Source organism: Kocuria sp. UBA1838 (assembly GCF_002338785.1).
Classification (GTDB): Bacteria; Actinomycetota; Actinomycetes; order Actinomycetales; family Micrococcaceae; genus Kocuria; species Kocuria marina.
This window is the reverse complement of sequence record NZ_DDIY01000005.1, coordinates 66,537-84,620: the sequence shown is the minus strand read 5'-3', so window position 1 is coordinate 84,620 and position 18,084 is coordinate 66,537. Positions and strand designations below refer to the sequence as shown.

The following is an 18,084-nucleotide window of genomic DNA, read 5'->3' as shown; positions in this document are numbered from 1 at the left end:
ACCCCCTGTCTCGGGAGCGGTCGACGGTTCACGTGCTCAGGACACGACCTCGGAGCGGTCCCCGCTCCACAGCACGTGGAAGCTGGAGTCCGGGTCGTCGATGCGCTTGTACGTGTGGGCACCGAAGTAGTCCCGCAGGCCCTGGGTCAGGGCGGCGTTCAGCCGCGGGCGGCGCAGAGCGTCGTAGTACGCGAGCGCGGAGGAGAACACCGGGGCGGGGATGCCGCGTTCGACGGCGCGTGCCACCACGCGGCGCCACGACGGCAGTGCGTCCTCGATGGACGTGATGAATTCGGGCGCGAACAGCAGGTTCAACGGGGCCTTGTCCCCCTGGTAGGCGGCCATGATCACGTTGAGCAGTTCGGCGCGGATGATGCAGCCGTTGCGCCATAGGCTCGCGATGGTCGCGAGGTCCAGCTGCCAACCGTACTCCCGCCCGGCCATGGTGAGCATGTCCAGGCCCTGCGCGTAGGACACGAGCTTGGACGCGTACAGCGCCTTGCGCACGTCCTCCACGAACCCGGGGTCCTTCACGACGTCCTCGGTGGTGTCCCCGATGCCGGCTGGCAGCACCTCTTGGGCCTCCTTGCGCATCACGGGCTCGGAAGATGACAGGGCGCGGGCGAACACCGACTCGGCGATCGCGGTGACCGGGGAGCCCAGTTCCAGGGCTTCCTGCACGGTCCAGCGGCCGGTGCCCTTCTGACCCGCGGCGTCCGCGACGATGTCGATGAAGGGCTTGCCCGTCCGGGAGTCCACCTGACGCAGCACCTGCGCGGTGATCTCGATGAGGTAGGAGGACAGCTCGGTGGTGTTCCATTCCTCGAACACGTCCGCCTGCTCGGCGGGCTCCAGTCCGGCCACGGAACGCAGCAGCTCGTGCGCCTCACCGATGACCTGCATGTCCGCGTACTCGATGCCGTTGTGCACCATTTTCACGAAGTGACCCGCGCCGTCAGTGCCGATCCACGCGCAGCACGGAGCGCCGTCGTCCGCCTTGGCGGAGATGTCTTCGAGCATGGGGCCCAGGCTCTTGTAGGACTCCTCGGAACCACCCGGCATGATGGACGGGCCGTTGAGGGCGCCCTCCTCACCGCCGGAGACACCCACGCCCACGAAGTGCAGGCCCTTCTCTGCGCACTCGCGCTCACGACGCCGCGTGTCCTGGAAGTAGGAGTTGCCACCGTCGATGATGATGTCGCCCTCGTCCAGCAGCGGGGTCAGCTGCTCGATCACGGAATCCACGGGCGCGCCCGCCTTGACCATGATCAGCACGCGGCGCGGCTTCTCGAGGGAATCGACGAGCTCCTCCATGGTCTCGGTGGGGATGAAGTCCCCCTCGGAACCGTGCTCCTCCATGAGGGCCGTGGTCTTGCCCTCGGAACGGTTGTGCAGGGCCACGGTGTACCCGTGGTGCGCGAAGTTGCGGGCCAGGTTGGCGCCCATCACGGCCAGGCCGGTGACGCCGATGTGAGCTTTCTTTTCTGCTGCCATGGTCCCTAGCCTACGCATTTGCCCTGTGGGGTTGCAGCGATTGCCGCCTGTTCCCCCGGACACGCTCGGACATGCTCGGACATGCAGAAATCCCCGGGACTTGGGTCCCGGGGATTTCTGGAAGTGGTGGAGACCGACGGAATCGAACCGCCGTATCTGTCACGCTCGAAAGCGATCTAGCGCACCAGCGTCCCCTCAAGCAAGACACGTCACCGAGCGCGTTTGCATCATCAGCTTAACGCATCGTGACCGCGCGGTGTCAAACGCGACGCCGAACGAGGAACCTCTCGTGGTCAACATCACACACGGACTCGTGCATCGTGTTGGGTCCCGCCGTGACCTGCGGGTAGGCTGATCCGCAATCGGGTGCTGGCAGCTGGTCCAGTCGTGCCCACCCGATCCCGGGCCTTTAGCTCAGCTGGTAGAGCGCCACGTTTACACCGTGGATGTCATCGGTTCGATCCCGGTAGGGCCCACCACACGTACGACGAACGGACGTCAAGCCCGTCGCGCCGGGGTCGCGGAATGGCCCCGGCCTATCTCCTAGGTCGAGCGATGCAGGTCTACTGAGACGGTGGGGACTCTCCGAGCACATCGTGGACGGCGTCGTCGACACGAGTATCAACGGCACGTTCCTGAGCCCCGTGGCCGCATTGATCGCTGGCAGCATCGAACTCGCACAGGTGCGCAAGGCGCATCTCAGGGCGATCTTCGCGGGACCCGGAGGGAACCTTCCGGTCCCTCACGCCACGGGCGGGCGCCACATCCCGATCGCGGGGACCGTCCCGCGGGACGGCACCGGTCCCCGGGAGATGAACCCGAAACGCGAGTAGAAGGGCACGAGGTCCAGCGAGGAGGCCTCCAGGTACGCCCCAGTGTGCTCGCGGTCGATGTGGGCGAGCCGTTCGTTGAGCAGCATGCTCCCCACTCCCGTCCGCTGCAGATCGGGCAGGGTCCCCACGGCCTTGAGGTACCAGTGCGGGGTGGCTGGATGCTGGCGGTGGGCCAGGAACTCGGTCGCAAGGGCATCCGGGAGGCGATCACGGAACACCCGCGCGTAAGCCAGCAGACCCGGAAGCATCCGAGGGATCGAGACCTTGCTTCCGGGGGCCTCCCACAGGGCCACGCCCAACGGACGCTCCTCACCCCGCCGCTCGGCGAGATACGCGTGGCCGCCCGCCTGCAGGGTCTCCCGCACGATGCGCTCCCACAGGACGGTCAGGGACCCGATCACGTCACCGGGCGGGAGCAGACCCACCACGTGGGGGTCCACCGAGAACGCCCGGGCCAGGGTCGCGGCGGCGCGCTGTGTGTCCGCGGCGGCCGCGGGGAGGATGTCGATCTGCTGCGCGGCGTCGTGGTCGGCGCCCTGAGTCGTCTGCACAACCAGAGAGTAACAGCACGCCCCTAAGAGCGGGCCGGGTGCCGAACCCGTCCATGACGTGCTCGTTCACCCGGCAGGCAAAGGACGTGCGACGCTCAGAGAAGTCGCGGCTGCGTGGGCGTCTCCGCCGGTTTCTTGGCCCGGCGACGCCGCGTCGGAGCGGCCTTCTTCGGTGCCGTGTCGTCCTCGGGGGCCTCCGCGGCAGTGTCCTCCGACGCCGCGTCCGTGCCCTGCGCGGGGCGCCGGCCCGAGCGACGTCGTACGCCACCGTTGGTTCCCGGACCCGCAGCGGGAGGAACGAGGGTCTGCTGACCCGCGAGCTCCGCCTGCTGATCGCGCAGCACGTTGATCGCGCGCTCAAAGTCCTCGAGGTCGTCGAACGCCTGGTACACGGACGCGAACCGCAGGTAGGCCACGACGTCCAGGCGGCGCAGGGGCGGGAGGATGGACAGGCCCACGTCGTGCGCCTCGACCTCCGCACTGCCCGAGGCCCGGATGGATTCCTCCACCTCCTGGGCGAGCATCGCGAGGTCGTCCTCGCTGACGGGGCGTCCCTGACATGCCTTGCGCACGCCGTTGACGATCTTCTGGCGGTCGAACGGTTCGGTCACCCCCGAGCGCTTGATCACCGAGATGGTCGTGGTCTCGAGCGTGGAGAAGCGTCGGCCGCACTCGGTGCACCGGCGGCGTCGGCGGATGGATGTGCCGTCGTCCGAGGTGCGCGAATCCACCACCTTGGAGTCGTTGTGCCGGCAGAACGGGCAGTGCACGGCTCAGCCTTCCCGGCCCGGTGCGGCGGCCTCGGAGCGGATCGTGACGGCGCGGCCGTGCGCGGGCAGATCCTCGGTGTCCGCGAGCGCCACGATGTCGTCCTCGAGCTGCGCGAGCGCCTTCTCGCTGTACTCGATGACCTGCACGGCCTTCATGAACGACGCCGCCTGCAGTCCCGAGTTGAACACCGCGGTCCCGCCCGTGGGCAGCACGTGGTTGGAACCGGCGGCGTAGTCCCCGAGGGGCACGGGACTGTACGGGCCCACGAAGATCGCGCCGGCGTTGCGCACCCGCGCGGCCACCGCGGCGGCGTCCCGCGTGTGGATTTCGAGGTGCTCGGCGGCGTACGCGTCCGCAACCGCCACGGACTGGTCGAGGTTGTTCGTGAGCACGACCCCGGACTGGGGTCCACCCAGTGCCGTGGCGATCCGCTCACGGTGTTTGGCGGCGGGCACCTGGACCGCGAGCTGCTCCTCGACCGCCCGGGCCAGGTCCTCGGAATCGGTGATCAGCACGGACCCCGCAGCGGGATCGTGTTCGGCCTGCGAGATGAGGTCCGCGGCCACGAACCTCGGATCCGCAGAGTCGTCGGCGAGCACCGCGATCTCGGTGGTGCCGGCCTCGGCGTCCACGCCCACCACGGAGCGCAACTGCCGCTTGGCCATGGCCACGAAGATGTTGCCCGGGCCGGTCACGGTGTTGACGGGTTCCAGGACGTCCTCACCATCGGTGATTCCGTAGGCCAAGGCGGCGAGCGACTGCGCGCCGCCTACGGCCCACACCTCGTCCACACCGAGCAGACCGGCCGCGGCCAGAATCACGGGGTGGGGCAGTCCGTCGAAGTCCTTCTGGGGCGGCGAACACAGCACCACGGATTCCACGCCCGCGGCCTGGGCCGGCACGACGTTCATGACGACCGAGGACGGGTACACGGCCAACCCACCGGGGATATAGAGCCCTGCGCGACGCACCGGGGTCCACCGGTGGCGCAGGACGGCACCGGGGGCGACCTCCACGCTCACGTCCTTCGGCCGCTGCGCCCGGGCGAAGGCGCGCGTGCGCTCGATCGCGGACTCCAGTCCGTGGCGCACCGCGGGGTCGAGTTCGGCCACCGCGCGCTCGATCTGCTCGGGCGCCACCCTGATCCGTTGCTGGTCCACGCCGTCGAACGTGAAGGCGAGATCCCGCAGCGCCTGCGCGCCACGGGAGCGGACGTCCTCGATGATCGAGCGGACGCTGTCCTCCGCCTCAGCGACGGACGACGCCGCTTGGCGCGGCACCGCCGCACGCAGCTCGTTCCAGTCCAGGTGCCGTCCCCGCAGGTCGATGACCCGCAGGTGGGAACCAGTGGTCGCCGGGGATGCGGATTCAAGGCTGTACTCACTCACCCGCCCAGTCTACAATCGCGCCCCGCGCGGACCGCTCGGGCAACACCCGCACACGGCTAGAACCCACGCACCGTGCATTCCGAGGTCACGCAGCGTCAAGTCCGACGCCGCGCGGCGGCCCGGGCAGCGTCGCGCAACTACCCGTGCGGCGTCGAACCGCGGCCCGTTCGACGCCGCCCGTTCACGAGCGCCCGGTGACGCGCCCGGCGCCGCGTCGTCACGCCTCGAGGCAGGCCGGGCCCAGGAGGACCTTGAGGTCACCGAACAGGGCCGGCGACGGGTTGACCCGGTACTCGGGGCCCAGGCGCATGACCTGGACGCTGCGATGCGTGTCCAAGTGGATCCGCACCTCCGAGTCCCCCTTGTGATTGCGCAGCACCTCCCCGATCCGGCGGATCACGGCCTCCGTGGCCCGGTGCTCGGGCAGGGCCACGCACACGGGTCCCGAGGAACCATCCACGCTCAACTCGGGCACCGTGAGTTCCTGGGCGGAGATGGAGATGGAACCGTCGTCGCGGCGCTGCATACGGCCCTTGATTACGCAGATCAGGTCCTCGGCAAGGACCCCGGCGATGGGCGCATATGCCTTGCCGAAGAACATGATCTCGATGGATCCCGAGCGGTCCTCGAGCTCCACGCGCGCGTACGCGTTGCCGGACGACTTCGCGATCCTGCGGGACAGGGACGTGATCATCCCACCCACGGTAATCACCGCACCGTCGGGACGGGTGTTCTCCTCGGTGAGCAGCGAGGCGATCGCGGTGTCCGTGTACTGGCCCAGGGCGTCGTCGAGCCCGCGCAGGGGATGGTCGGAGACGTAGAGACCGAGCATCTCGCGCTCGAACGCCAGCAGATCCTTGCGCTCCCACTCGGGGACCTCCGGGACCTCCACGGAGAACGTCTCCTGCTCGGCGTCGTCGGCGCCGCCCATCGCGAAGATGTCGAACGTGAACTCGCCGTTGTCCTCCTTCTTCTTCTGCGCGACGACGTCCTCCACGGCTTGCTCGTGGCACATCACCAGGCTGCGGCGCGTGTGACCCAGCTGGTCGAACGCACCGGCCTTGATCATGGACTCGATGGTGCGCTTGTTGCACACCACGGCCGGGACCTTGGCCAAGAAATCGGTGAAGGACGTGAACTTGCCCTGCTCGGTGCGCGCGTCCACCATGGCCTGCACCACGTTGGACCCCACGTTGCGCACCGCGCCCATGCCGAAGCGGATGTCGGTGCCCACCGGGGTGAAGTTCAGTTCGGACTCGTTGACGTCCGGGGGCAGCACCGTGATCCCCATGTGGCGGCACTCGGTCAGGTACATGGCGAGCTTGTCCTTGTCGTCACCGACCGAGGTGAGCAGCGCGGCCATGTACTCGGCCGGGTAGTGCGCCTTGAGGTACGCCGTCCAGTAGGACACGAGCCCGTAGGCCGCGGAGTGCGCCTTGTTGAACGCGTAGTCCGAGAACGGCAGCAGGATGTCCCACAGCGCCTTGATCGCGTCTTCGGAGTACCCGCGGTCGATCATCCCCTGGTGGAAGCCCTGGTACTGCTTGTCCAGCTCCGCCTTCTTCTTCTTGCCCATGGCGCGGCGGAGGATGTCCGCCTGACCCAGGGAGTAGCCGGCCACCTTCTGGGCGATCGCCATGACCTGCTCCTGGTACACGATCAACCCGTACGTGGTGCCCAGGATCTCCGACAGCGGTTCCGCGAGCTCCGGGTGGATCGGCGTGATCTCCTGCGCGCCGTTCTTGCGCAGCGCGTAGTTGGTGTGCGAGTTCGCACCCATGGGCCCGGGGCGGTACAGCGCGATGGTCGCGGAGATGTCCTCGAAGTTGTCGGGGCGCATCAGTTTGAGCAGCTGACGCATGGGCCCGCCGTCCAACTGGAACACCCCGAGGGTGTCACCGCGCGCGAGCAAGTCGTAGGAACCAGCGTCGTCGATCGGCAGGTGCTCGAGGTCCAGGACGAACCCGTCCCGGTTGAGCGTGATGTTCTCGAGGGCATCCGAGATGATCGTGAGGTTGCGCAACCCCAGGAAGTCCATCTTGATCAGCCCCAGCCCCTCGCACGTGGGGTAGTCGAACTGGGTGATGACCTGCCCGTCCTGCTCGCGGCGCATCAACGGGATGATGTCGATCAGCGGGTCCGAGGACATGATCACACCGGCCGCGTGCACACCCCACTGGCGCTTGAGCCCCTCGAGGCCCTGGGCGGTCTCGAAGACCTTCATGGACTCGGGGTCGTCCGCGAGGATCTCGCGCAGCTCCCCCGCCTCGTCGTAGCGCTTGGCGTCCTGGTCGTAGACGTCCTGCAGGGAAATGCCCTTGCCCATGACGTCCGGCGGCATGGCCTTGGTCAACCGCTCCCCCATGGAGAACGGGTAGCCCAGCACGCGGGAGGAGTCCTTGAGCGCCTGCTTGGCCTTGATGGTGCCGTACGTGACGATCATGGCCACGCGCTCGTCGCCGTACTTCTCGGTCACGTAGTGGATGACCTCGGAGCGGCGGCGATCATCGAAGTCGACGTCGAAGTCGGGCATGGACACGCGGTCCGGGTTGAGGAAGCGCTCGAAGATCAGCCCGTGCTGCAGCGGGTTGAGCTCGGTGATGCGCATGGCGTACGCGACCATGGACCCCGCACCGGAACCACGGCCCGGACCCACGCGGATCCCGTTGTCCTTGGACCAGTTGATGAAGTCCGCGACCACCAGGAAGTAACCGGGGAAGCCCATCTGGATGATGATCTTCTTCTCGTACTCGGCCTGCTCGCGGACGTCGTCCGGGATGCCCCCGGGGAAGCGGTAGTGCAGCCCTTTCTCGACCTCCTTGATGAACCACGAGGTCTCGTCCTCGCCCTCCGGGGTGGGGAAACGCGGCATGTAGTTCGCGGAGGTGTCGAAGTCCACCTCGCAGCGCTCGGCGATCTCCAGGGTGTTGTCGCACGCCTCCGGGAAGTCCCGGAAGAGCTCGCGCATCTGTTCCGGGGATTTGAGGTAGAACTCGTCCGCGTCGAACTTGAACCGCTTGGGGTCCTGCAACGTGGAACCGGACTGCACGCACAGCAACGCGGCATGGGATTTGGCGTCCTCCGCGTGCGTGTAGTGCAGGTCGTTGGTGGCCACGAGCGGCAGGTTGAGCTCCTTGGCGAGCTTGAGCAGGTCCTGCGTGACCCGCTTCTCGATCCCGAGCCCGTGGTCCATGAGTTCGCAGTAGAAGTTCTCTGCGCCGAAGATGTCCCGGAACTCGGCGGCCGCCTGCACGGCCTGGTCGTACTGACCCAACCGCAAGCGGGTCTGCACCTCACCGGACGGGCAGCCCGTGGTGGCGATCAGACCCTTGCCGTACTGGTTGAGCAGTTCCCGGTCCATACGCGGCTTGTACAGCTGACCCTCGAGCGACGCCTTGGTGGACGCGCGGAACAGGTTCTGCATGCCCTCGCTCGTCTGCGCGAGCAGGGTCATGTGGGTGTAGGCACCGGCGCCCGAGACGTCGTCGCGCCCGCCGTCCGCGAACTTCACGCGGGAACGGTCCTGCCGCGCGGTGCCCGGGGTCAGATAGGCCTCCACACCGATGATCGGCTTGATCCCCGCGGCGCGCGCCTTGTTCCAGAAGTCGAACGCCCCGAAGACAAAGCCGTGGTCCGTGGTGGCCAGGGAGTCCATGCCCAACCGGTGGCATTCCTCGAAGAGGTCGGTCAGGCGCGCGGCACCGTCCAACATGGAGTACTCGGTGTGCACGTGGAGATGGGTGAAGCCTTTTTTGCCGGTCGCCGAAGTCACCGCCCCAGTCTAGGACCCCGCACCGACCCGCTGAGGGTGGACGCGGTGGAGATCCGTCACAGCTGCGGGCCGCCCTCCCGCAGCGTCTCCACGGCATAGGCGAGATCCGCGGGATAGGGGCTCGTGTACTCCACGTCCTCCCCCGTGTCGGGGCTCGTGAACCCGAGCCGCGTGGCGTGCAACCACTGCCGCGTGAGCCCCAGCCCCGCGGACAGCGCGGGATCCGCCCCGTACGTGAGATCCCCGCAGCACGGGTGCTGCAGGGCGTTGAAGTGCACGCGGATCTGGTGGGTGCGCCCGGTCTCCAGGTGCACCTCCACGAGGGACGCCCGCCCGAAGGCCTCGAGCACCTCGTAATGGGTCACGGAACGGCGACCGTCCTGCAGCACCGCGAAGCGCCACTCGTGTCCCGGGTGCCGCCCGATTGGGGCGTCGATGGTTCCCTTGAGCGGATCCGGGATGCCCTGGACCACCGTGTGGTAGACCTTGGTGACCGTGCGCTCCTTGAAGGCGCGCTTGAGCACCGTGTAGGCGTTCTCGTCGCGGGCGACGACCATGAGCCCGGAGGTCCCCACGTCCAGGCGGTGCACGATCCCCTGTCGCTCGGGAGCCCCCGAGGTCGCAATCGTGATCCCAGCCCCGGCCAGCGCCCCGGCCACGGTGGGTCCCTTCCACCCGGGCGAGGGGTGCGCGGCAACCCCTGCGGGTTTGTCGATCACCACGTAGCCCGGGTTCACGTGCACCAGGCGTAGATCCGGAACGTGCTGCGCGGCGATGCGGTGGGGGTCCTCGGGCACCGGGACCTGGACCGTGTAGGTCTCGGCCGCACCCACCCTGTGGGACTTGGGCGCGGGCCGCCCCCGGAAGCTCACCCGCTTCTCGGCGCACAACTGTGCCGCCGCCGAACGGGACAAACCCGTCCAGGCGGCCACGGCGGCGTCGAGCCGGGAACCTTCCTGCTCGGCCGTGGCCGTGAACCGCTCGCTCACGTACTCGGGTTCGGAACCGGTGGGGCGAGTGTGCTCAACGGCCACGGGGCACCTCCATCTGGCGATTGGTCATGATCAGCACGAGGATCAGCACCACGCCCACGACCACCCCGCAATCGGCCACGTTGAAGATCGCGAAGCGGGGCACCGCGATGAAGTCCACCACGTGTCCGTGCGCGAAGGAGGGCTCCCGGAACAACCGGTCGGTGAGGTTGCCCGCGGCACCGCCCAGGACCAGTCCCAGGGCGAGCGCCCACAGCGGGTCCCGCACCCGGCGCAGGTTCCACAGGATCGCAACGATTACCACGGCCATCACGATCGTGAAGACCCACGTGAAGTTGGAACCGAGGGAGAACGCCGCGCCGCTGTTGCGGATGTGTTCCCACCACAGCAGGCCGGGGATCAGGGGGTACTGCCGGCCGATCGGGAGGTTCTCCACGACCCACAGTTTGCTTAGCTGGTCCGCCGCGTACCACGCTGCGGCCACGAGCAGGGAGATGACGAGGCAGCGGCGGCCCACCCGGGAGGTCCCGGGGGCCGCCGCCGCGTCAGGGGTATGTTCCGTCACCGGCGCTTACTTGGCGCCCGTGCGCTTGGTGGTCGCGGAGACGGGAGCGTCAGCGGGCTCGAGCGATCCGGTGTTGGCGAGATCGTTCAGCTGGGCGTTGAGGAAGCTCTTGAGGTTGCCGCGGTAGTCCTCCTCGAAGCTGCGCAGCTGCGCCACGGAGGCCTCGAGGTCCACCTTCTCGCGCTCGAGCGAGGACAGGGTCTCCTCCTTGGTGCGCTTGCCGTCCGCCACGAGCTGGTCCGCTTGGGTGCGGCCCTCGGTGATCAGGCGCTCACGCTCGGCCTGGCCCTGCGAGACGTAGTCGTCGTGCAGCTTCTGCGCCATGGCGAGCACCGCGGCCGCGGACTCGGCGGACTCGGTGGTCGGGACGTTCTGCGTCGCAGCAGGCTGGGCGGCGGTCGACGACGTCGTGCCCGCGCTCGGAGCGACCGTCGCGGCGGTGCTCCAGGACTGCTCGTCCGTCACGCGCACGGGCTCGGACACCGTGGTCGTCTCGGAGGTCTCGGTCACCGAGGCGGCCGGAGTCGCCGTGGTCTCCTGGACGTCCTCGGTGGACTGCGAGACCGCGGAGGTCTCCACGGCGGACTCCTCGGGGCGCCCACCCAGGGTCTCGACCTGCTTGCGCAGGGCGTCGTTCTCCTGGTTGAGGCGACGCAGCTCCACGACGATCTCGTCGAGGAAGTCGTCCACCTCGTCCTGGTCGTAGCCCTCACGGAACTTGGTGGGTTGGAAGCGCTTGTTGATGACGTCTTCGGGTGTCAAAGCCATGAGATGTCCTCACTCCTCTAGATGAATTGAACCGCTCGGATGGTGACCGTGCCCGGTGGTGACTGCCGCCGTTGCGCGGTGAATTCTGGCCCAGGATACAGCCGCGTGGCCGCGCCCGGGGCACGGACCGCTCAGCCGCGCAGCAGGAAACCGGCCAGGACGGCCTGCAGGATGCTGACGGCGAAGACCAGGATCAGGAACCCCAGGTCCAGCGCTACCCCGCCGAAGCGCAGCGGCGGCACGAGCCGGCGCAGCGCCTTCATAGGGGGATCGGTCAACGAGTAGATCGTGGACGCCGCCACGAGCGCCATACCCTTGGGACGCCAGCCGCGCGCGAACATCTGTACCCAGTCCAGCACGAGGCGGCCCAGCAGGGCGATGTAGAGCACGTGGACCACGAGGTAGACGATCGACAGCACCAGGCCCATGCTCAGCCCTCGACCCGCTGGACCGAACCGGTATCCTCGTCGATCTCGTCCGAGTGGCCCTGGTCGAGGACCTCCACGAAGGACGGGGTCAGCAGGAACACCTTGGCGGTGACCCGTTCGATGGACCCGTGCAGGGCGAAGACCAGCCCCGCGGCGAAGTCCACGAGACGCTTGGCCTCGGCCTCACCCATGTCGGAGACGTTCATGATCACCGGTGTGCCGTTCCGGAACGCCTCACCGATGGATTTGGCGTCGTTGTACGACCGGGGGTGCACAGTGGTGATGGTGCGCAATTCGTTGTCGTCCTCTCGGGAACTGGGAGCCCGCTTGATGGGGGTCACGGGGGCTCGGTACTCGGGGGACCGGCGGGCCATGGAGGTGCTGCCAGTCTCGCTCACCGCAGTCGTGGAACCGCTCGAGGCGTGCTGGGGGGTCTCCCGAGGGCGGGGGGTTTCTTCGGAGTGGTACTCGTCGTCGCTCTCGGCCAGCCCGAGATAGACCATGGTGCGACGCAGCGCTCCGGCCATATTCTCTCCTCAATCACAGAACGGACCGACTCAGGTCGGCCCGCATGTCGTCCGTCCTTACGCTACCGCACGGCGGGCCGCGGCCCGAGAACATCCGAACCGATCCGCACGTGCGTGGCCCCCGCGGCCACGGCTGCTTCGAGGTCCGCGCTCATGCCCGCGGAGATCGCCCGCGCGTCCGGGAATTCCCGCTGCACATCCTGGGAGAGCTTCCACAATGTCTCGAAGGCCTCACGGGGTTCGGCGCCCAACGGGGCCACCGCCATCACACCGCCCACGCGCAACCCCTCGGTCCCCTCGAGCGTCCGCGCGAGCTCCAGGACGGTGTCCGGGTGCGCTCCCCCGCGGTGACCGTCCGGCTCGGCAACCGGGTCCAGGTTGACCTGCACGAGACACGGCAGATCGGCGTCGTCGCACGGGGCGGGCCGCGCGTCCCCCGCGAGGGCCGCGTCGCGGTGCGAACGCACCGCCTTGCCGAGCGCGGTGACGAGCGAAGGTCGGTCCACGGAATGCACCCAGGACGCGTACTTGACCACGTGCTTGGCCTTGTTGGACTGCAACTGCCCCACGAAGTGCCACGCGGGAGGGCTCACGGGAGGCTCCTGTCGGGCGAGGGTCTCAGCGACCTCCGCGGCCTTGGGCCCGGCCTCCTGGTCCTTGTTCTCCCCCACCGCACGCACGCCCAGTTCCCGCAGGCGCAGGACGTCCTGGGCGGGGAAGAACTTGGTCACGACCACGAGCGAAGGCAGCTCGCCCCCGCGGGCGCGCTCGGGCGCGCGGTCCTCGGCCGCGCGCAGGATCCGTTGGCGCACCGCGGACAACCGCTGCGCGAGTTCCGCGGTGCGACCCGCGTCCTGCGGATCAGTGGTGTCCATTATGCGGTGCCCCTCCCGTTGCGGGCCCACACGAGCCCGGCCAGTCGTTGCGGTGTGGTGTCCCGGCGGTACGAGTACAGCGCGCGGTGCTCGAGCGTGCACCAGGCCTTGCGATCCGTGCCTGCGGTCGCGACGCTCACGCCCCGCTCACGCAGCAGCGCGTCCGCGGCACTCGGCAGGTCCAGGCCGGGGGTGCCCCACGCCGTGGTGGTCGCGATTCCGGGCAGCGCGGCCTCGGCCGCCTCGGCCATCTCCGCGGGTACCTCGTAGCAGTCCCCGCACACCGCGGGGCCGATCCACGCGGTGATCCCGGTGGCACCGCGGTCCTCGAGCGCGCCGACGGTGTGCTGCAGGACCCCGTCCAGCAGACCCTTGCGGCCCGCGTGGGCCACCGCGAGGACCGGCGCCGCGGCGTCGTCGTCCGTGCGGCCCACGAAGACCACGGGAAGGCAGTCCGCCGTGAGGATCCCCAGGGGCGTGCCGTCCGTGCTCACGGCCGCGTCCGCCTCGGGGGCCTGTTCGGGGGCGTCGGTGCCCGTGGCGTCGTGCACGGTGGTGCCGTGCACCTGGTGTACGAACCGCACGCCGCGCGCCCCGGTGCCCAGCTCGCGCTCCACCGTACGACGCCGCTGCCGCACCACCGCGGGATCGTCGCCAGTGTGCGTGGCCAGGTTGCCCTCGGTCGCATCCGTGAACGCGATCCCCACACCGTGGTGCTCGCTGCGGAACCACATGCCGCTCTCCTTCCAGTGCCGCGCCTCGCGATGGGCGCGGGAACGTCGGCGGGGTGGTCACCTCAGCGGTGACCACCCCGTGCTGCACCCCGATCGGTGTTTGCGCTGCAGGGCGTTCACACTGCAGGGTGCTCGCGCGAACCCGTGCCGCCCGTGCGGGCACCGGCCCCGATATCAGTCCCCCGGAACGGTGCGCGCGACGCGCACCGCCGGACTCACTTCAGGAAGTCCGGGAAATCCAGGGAGTCCTTGCGCCCGGAGGTGTTCGAGGACGACGGCGCGTCCGACTCCGCGGGCAGGTCGACGTCGAAGCCCGCGTCGTCGGGGATGTCGTCGTCCTGGTTCTGCCGGGACCCGAAGCCCCCGGCGGGAGCGCCGTAGGACGAGCCGCCGCGCTGCGGGGAACGACCCAGACCCGAGGGCCGGGTCGCGTCCCCGCCGAAGGCCGCGCGGGTGTTCTCCGCCTGGCGCTGCGCGGGCGAGGAGTTGTTGGCGTTGGTCTCCTGCGAGACCGAGTCGAACCCGGCGGCGATGACCGTCACGCGGGCCTGGTCCCCCAGGGCGTCGTCGATCACGGCACCGAAGATGATGTTGGCCTCCGGGTGGGCGACCTCCTGCACGAGGCGCGCGGCCTCGTTGATCTCGAACAGACCGAGGTCTGAACCACCCTGGATGGACAGCAGCACACCGTGGGCACCGTCAATCGAGGCCTCGAGCAGCGGGGACGCGATCGCGAGCTCCGCGGCCTTCACGGCACGGTCCTCGCCCTGGGCGGAGCCGATGCCCATGAGCGCCGAACCGGCACCCTGCATCACGGACTTGACGTCCGCGAAGTCCAGGTTGATCAGGCCCGGGGTGGTGATCAGGTCAGTGATGCCGGAGACACCGGACAGCAGTACCTGGTCCGCGGACTTGAAGGCGTCCAGCATGGACACGTTGCGGTCCGAGATGGACAGCAGGCGGTCGTTGGGGATCACGATGAGCGTGTCCACCTCGTCCCGCAGGGTCTCGATGCCGTTCTCGGCCTGGTTGGACCGGCGCCGACCCTCGAAGGTGAATGGGCGGGTGACCACACCGATGGTCAGCGCGCCGAGCGAGCGGGCGATGCGGGCCACGACGGGCGCGCCACCGGTACCGGTTCCGCCACCCTCGCCGGCGGTCACGAAGACCATGTCCGCGCCCTTGAGGACCTCCTGGATCTCCTCCTCGTGGTCCTCGGCGGCCTGGCGTCCCACGTCCGGGTTGGCGCCGGCGCCAAGACCGCGGGTCAGTTCGCGGCCAACGTCCAGCTTGACGTCCGCGTCCGACATCAACAGTGCCTGGGCGTCCGTGTTGATGGCAATGAACTCGACGCCACGCAGACCTTCTTCGATCATGCGGTTGACGGCGTTGACACCGCCGCCGCCGATGCCGACCACTTTGATGACGGCCAAGTAGTTCTGGGGGGTTGAGGAGTCCATATGCACCTAACTCGCGTGGGCTTGCGGGAACGTGGGATGTTCGGTTGGGGTAAAGTTTCAACCCTGAGGTGAAACTCCCGGGATATTGGCACCCGCGGGTGCAATATCCTGATCAGGGTAAGGATAACAACCCCGCTCTGTTCTCCGTATCATGCTCCCACGTGTTACCGGAGTTTGCCATACATCCCCTGGTCGCGCCCAACTTTAAAGTCTCAGGCATGGGTTGAGAAAATGCGCTGGATTCTCACCGGACCACGGGGTGCAACGGTGCGGAGACGTCGATGAGCGAGGCGTCCTTCGAGGCGTCCGAGTTCATCAGGGCGGCCACGACCTGCGACTTCAGTTCGCTCTCCCCCGCATCCCCCCATAGGACCTTCTTGCCGTCCTTGAGAGTGAGCTCCACGGCCGAGCCGGACGGGGCGTCGGCCGCGTCCAAACGGGACAGCACGTCCGCCGGCAGGGCGGCCAGGACCTCGGAGATGTCGGTGAACTTCTGGGTGCTCAACACGCCCCGGCCACCGGCCACGAGGGGCACGTCAGGGCGCTGGGCACGGGGCACGGTGCTGAGGGACTTGCCCTCCGAGTCCACGAGCACCAGGTCGGACCCGTCCTCGACCACGGCCACGCCCACGCGTTCGTGCAGGTGCACCGTGATGGTGTGCGGGGGCCGCAGCACCACGTCCACGGACTTCACCTGGGGGACGTCACCGACCGAGTCCATGATCTCCTGCTTGGAGATCCGGGGCATGGGGACTCCCTCGTACCCGGCCAGGGCCTGCTCCACCGTGCGGGGGTCCGTGAGGGTCGCACCCTGCACGTCGATCGTGCGGGTCGCGAACAACGGCGAGAAGAAGACCACGAGCGCCAGCGCCGCGAGCACCACGAGGCTCAGCAGTAGTGCGAGCAGACGGCGGCGCCGGGTGCGCCGGTGCTGGCTCGGCGGGAACGGCACGACGGTCGTGGAGTCGTCGTCGGCCTCGGCGGCGGTGTCCTCGGGCGCGTCCTCGGCGGCACGCGCCGCCCGGCGCTGGGCCCGCCACGTCGAGAACCGTCCCCCGGCACTCGGCACGGCCTCGAGTTCGTCCGTGGCCACACGCGTGACCTTGGCACCGCCGTGCACGCGGACGGGGGTCTGTTCGTCCGGGGCAACGCCCATTGCGTCCTCGGGCGCGCTGCCGCGGCCGCGCGCGGACCTCGACCCACCCGAGGACGCACCGGGCGTGCGTCCCCGCGATCCCCGACCCACGACCGACGACCCCATTCCGGTGGGGCCCGACGTCGGGAACGGGAGGTCCGCGTCCCACGGGGTCGAGGCGTCCGTCCCGGTCCCGGAGATGTCAGAGATGCCGGACGTGTCGGCGGTTCCGGACGGGTCGGCGGCCCCGGTGTCAGGCTCGGCACCGGACGGATCGACGGTGTCGCGCGCGGCGGCGTCGTCCGCGTCGAACGGAGCGCCGCCCACACGGGGCTGGTGCGGAGGGACGGAGCGTGCCATCAGCGCTGCGCCAACGCGGAGAGGATCCGCGGCCCGAGAGCGGTCACGTCACCGGCGCCGATCGTCATGATCACGTCCCCGGGACGCGCGCGGGCCACCACGGTCTCGATCGCCTCCTCGGCGCTCGGGGTGGAGACCACCCGGTCGTCGGAGGCGTGTCCGGTGATCGCGGCGCCGGTGATCCCCGGCTGGGGTTCCTCGCGCGCGCCGAAGACGTCCGTGACGCACGCGAGGTCCGCGATCTCGAGGGCGCGGCAGAACGCCTCCGCGAACTCCCGGGTGCGCGAGTACAGGTGGGGTTGGAACACGGCGAGCACGCGGTGACCCTGGGCGACGTCGCGCGCGGCCGTGAGCGCGGCGGCGACCTCCGTGGGGTGGTGAGCGTAGTCGTCGAAGACCCGCACCCCGCCGTCCTCGCCCTTGGGGTCGAAGCGCCGTGACGAACCGTGGAACGAGCCCAGGCCCTCGGCGAGCAGGTCCGGGTCCGCGCCCGCGGCAAGGCCCGCGGTGAACGCCGCCGCGGCGTCGGCCACGTTGTGCGCTCCGGGAACGGCGAGCGTGAGCGCCACGGTGCGCCGGGCGCCGTCGCGGTCGAACGTGAGCGTGCAGGACGAGCCCGTGCCGTGCGGCGTGGCGTCCGAGACGACGACGTCCGCGGCCGGGTTCTGCCCGTACGTGAGCGCGGCCTCCCCGCGGTCCCGACGACGCCGCGCGAGTTGCTCCGAGCCCGGATCGTCCGCGCACGCCACGAGGGTTCCGCTGGGGCGGATCGTGTCGCAGAACTCGTCGAAGGCGGCGTAGAACGCCTGGGCGCTGCCGTAGTGGTCCAGGTGGTCCGGTTCCACGTTGGTGATGATTGCGATCCGCGGGTGGTAGGTCAGGAAGGAGCCGTCCGACTCGTCGGCCTCAGCCACGAACCAGTCGCCGGAACCGAAGCCCGCATTGGCGCCGAGATCCGGGACGTGGGCGCCCACGGCCCAGGACGGGTCCATGCCGGCCGCCTGCAGGGCCACGGCGGCCATCGAACTCGTGGTCGTCTTCCCGTGCGTCCCCGCGACCGCGATCACGTTCCTGCCGTGCATCGCCGCAGCGAGTGCCTGCGAGCGGTGCAGGATCCGCGCACCCGCGGCACGTGCGGCGGCCAGTTCCAGGTTCGTCTCCTTAATTGCCGTGGAGACGACCACCGTGGCGGCGTCGGCCACGTTGGCCGCGGACTGCCCCACGAACACCGTGGCTCCCAGCGCCTCGAGCTGCCGCAACCCGGCCGAGTCCTTCGCGTCCGAACCGCTCACCGCCACACCGCGCGCGAGCAGCAACCGCGCGACCGCGGACATGCCCGCCCCGCCCATGCCGATGAAGTGCACGCGGCCCAGGCCGTGGGGATCGAGGGGTTGCTGGGTGTTCACTGGTTCTCCTGGGGACATGGGGGGG

General features: G+C 69.1%; 15 protein-coding genes and 2 tRNA genes. 1 reads left to right on the top strand and 16 read right to left on the bottom strand.

Annotated features, from left to right (window positions below):
- Positions 1–36 precede the first annotated feature (36 nt).
- On the bottom strand, positions 37–1,494 hold the full coding sequence (gene gndA / locus B3I25_RS02155) for an NADP-dependent phosphogluconate dehydrogenase (RefSeq protein WP_286737664.1): 1,458 nt from the start codon (positions 1,492–1,494) through the stop codon (positions 37–39).
- A gap of 124 nt (positions 1,495–1,618) precedes the next feature.
- Positions 1,619–1,689 (bottom strand) — tRNA-OTHER (locus B3I25_RS02150).
- Between the two features lie 208 nt (positions 1,690–1,897).
- On the opposite strand from B3I25_RS02150, the gene B3I25_RS02145 reads away from it, so the two are divergent.
- Positions 1,898–1,973, top strand: a tRNA-Val gene (locus B3I25_RS02145).
- Between the two features lie 263 nt (positions 1,974–2,236).
- Here B3I25_RS02145 and B3I25_RS02140 read toward each other — a convergent pair.
- The 14 genes from B3I25_RS02140 to murC form a co-directional block, all read right to left on the bottom strand.
- Positions 2,237–2,878, bottom strand: a complete 642-nt coding sequence (locus tag B3I25_RS02140) for a GNAT family N-acetyltransferase (RefSeq protein ID WP_286737663.1) — start codon at positions 2,876–2,878, stop codon at positions 2,237–2,239.
- 95 nt (positions 2,879–2,973) lie between these two features.
- Positions 2,974–3,648 carry a transcriptional regulator NrdR gene (nrdR, locus tag B3I25_RS02135; RefSeq protein WP_064845143.1) on the bottom strand — a complete coding sequence of 225 codons (675 nt, stop codon included), beginning with the start codon at positions 3,646–3,648 and terminating at the stop codon, positions 2,974–2,976.
- Between the two features lie 3 nt (positions 3,649–3,651).
- Positions 3,652–5,037: a histidinol dehydrogenase gene (gene hisD / locus B3I25_RS02130; protein ID WP_064845142.1), complete on the bottom strand. Its 1,386-nt coding sequence runs from the start codon at positions 5,035–5,037 to the stop codon at positions 3,652–3,654.
- A 217-nt stretch (positions 5,038–5,254) separates the two neighbouring features.
- Positions 5,255–8,749, bottom strand: coding sequence for a DNA polymerase III subunit alpha (dnaE, locus tag B3I25_RS02125; RefSeq protein ID WP_202931690.1), 3,495 nt, complete (start codon positions 8,747–8,749; stop codon positions 5,255–5,257).
- Between the two features lie 116 nt (positions 8,750–8,865).
- Entirely contained in the window at positions 8,866–9,843 is a 978-nt protein-coding gene (locus B3I25_RS02120; protein WP_156523323.1) for an RluA family pseudouridine synthase, read from the bottom strand.
- Positions 9,833–10,366 carry a signal peptidase II gene (lspA, locus tag B3I25_RS02115; protein ID WP_414672681.1) on the bottom strand — a complete coding sequence of 178 codons (534 nt, stop codon included), beginning with the start codon at positions 10,364–10,366 and terminating at the stop codon, positions 9,833–9,835. The genes B3I25_RS02120 and lspA overlap by 11 nt, the downstream gene beginning before the upstream one ends.
- 6 nt (positions 10,367–10,372) lie before the next feature.
- Positions 10,373–11,134, bottom strand: a complete 762-nt coding sequence (locus B3I25_RS02110; RefSeq protein WP_286737661.1) for a DivIVA domain-containing protein — start codon at positions 11,132–11,134, stop codon at positions 10,373–10,375.
- 131 nt (positions 11,135–11,265) lie between these two features.
- The gene (locus tag B3I25_RS02105; protein WP_064845731.1) at positions 11,266–11,562 is read right to left on the bottom strand and encodes a YggT family protein; all 297 of its coding nucleotides are present in this window, start codon (positions 11,560–11,562) and stop codon (positions 11,266–11,268) included.
- Between the two features lie 2 nt (positions 11,563–11,564).
- Entirely contained in the window at positions 11,565–12,089 is a 525-nt protein-coding gene (locus tag B3I25_RS02100) for a cell division protein SepF (RefSeq protein ID WP_064845732.1), read from the bottom strand.
- 62 nt (positions 12,090–12,151) lie between these two features.
- Positions 12,152–12,964, bottom strand: coding sequence for a YggS family pyridoxal phosphate-dependent enzyme (locus B3I25_RS02095; RefSeq protein ID WP_064845733.1), 813 nt, complete (start codon positions 12,962–12,964; stop codon positions 12,152–12,154).
- Positions 12,964–13,698 carry a polyphenol oxidase family protein gene (locus B3I25_RS02090; RefSeq protein WP_064845734.1) on the bottom strand — a complete coding sequence of 245 codons (735 nt, stop codon included), beginning with the start codon at positions 13,696–13,698 and terminating at the stop codon, positions 12,964–12,966. The genes B3I25_RS02095 and B3I25_RS02090 overlap by 1 nt, the downstream gene beginning before the upstream one ends.
- A 215-nt stretch (positions 13,699–13,913) precedes the next feature.
- Positions 13,914–15,158, bottom strand: coding sequence for a cell division protein FtsZ (gene ftsZ / locus B3I25_RS02085; RefSeq protein WP_064845735.1), 1,245 nt, complete (start codon positions 15,156–15,158; stop codon positions 13,914–13,916).
- Positions 15,159–15,402: 244 nt separating this feature from the next.
- Positions 15,403–16,653 carry a cell division protein FtsQ/DivIB gene (locus B3I25_RS02080; RefSeq protein WP_286737657.1) on the bottom strand — a complete coding sequence of 417 codons (1,251 nt, stop codon included), beginning with the start codon at positions 16,651–16,653 and terminating at the stop codon, positions 15,403–15,405.
- Positions 16,653–18,059 (bottom strand): UDP-N-acetylmuramate--L-alanine ligase, encoded by a 1,407-nt coding sequence (gene murC, locus B3I25_RS02075; protein WP_231885494.1) that lies wholly within the window; start codon positions 18,057–18,059, stop codon positions 16,653–16,655. The genes B3I25_RS02080 and murC overlap by 1 nt, the downstream gene beginning before the upstream one ends.
- Positions 18,060–18,084 lie beyond the last annotated feature (25 nt).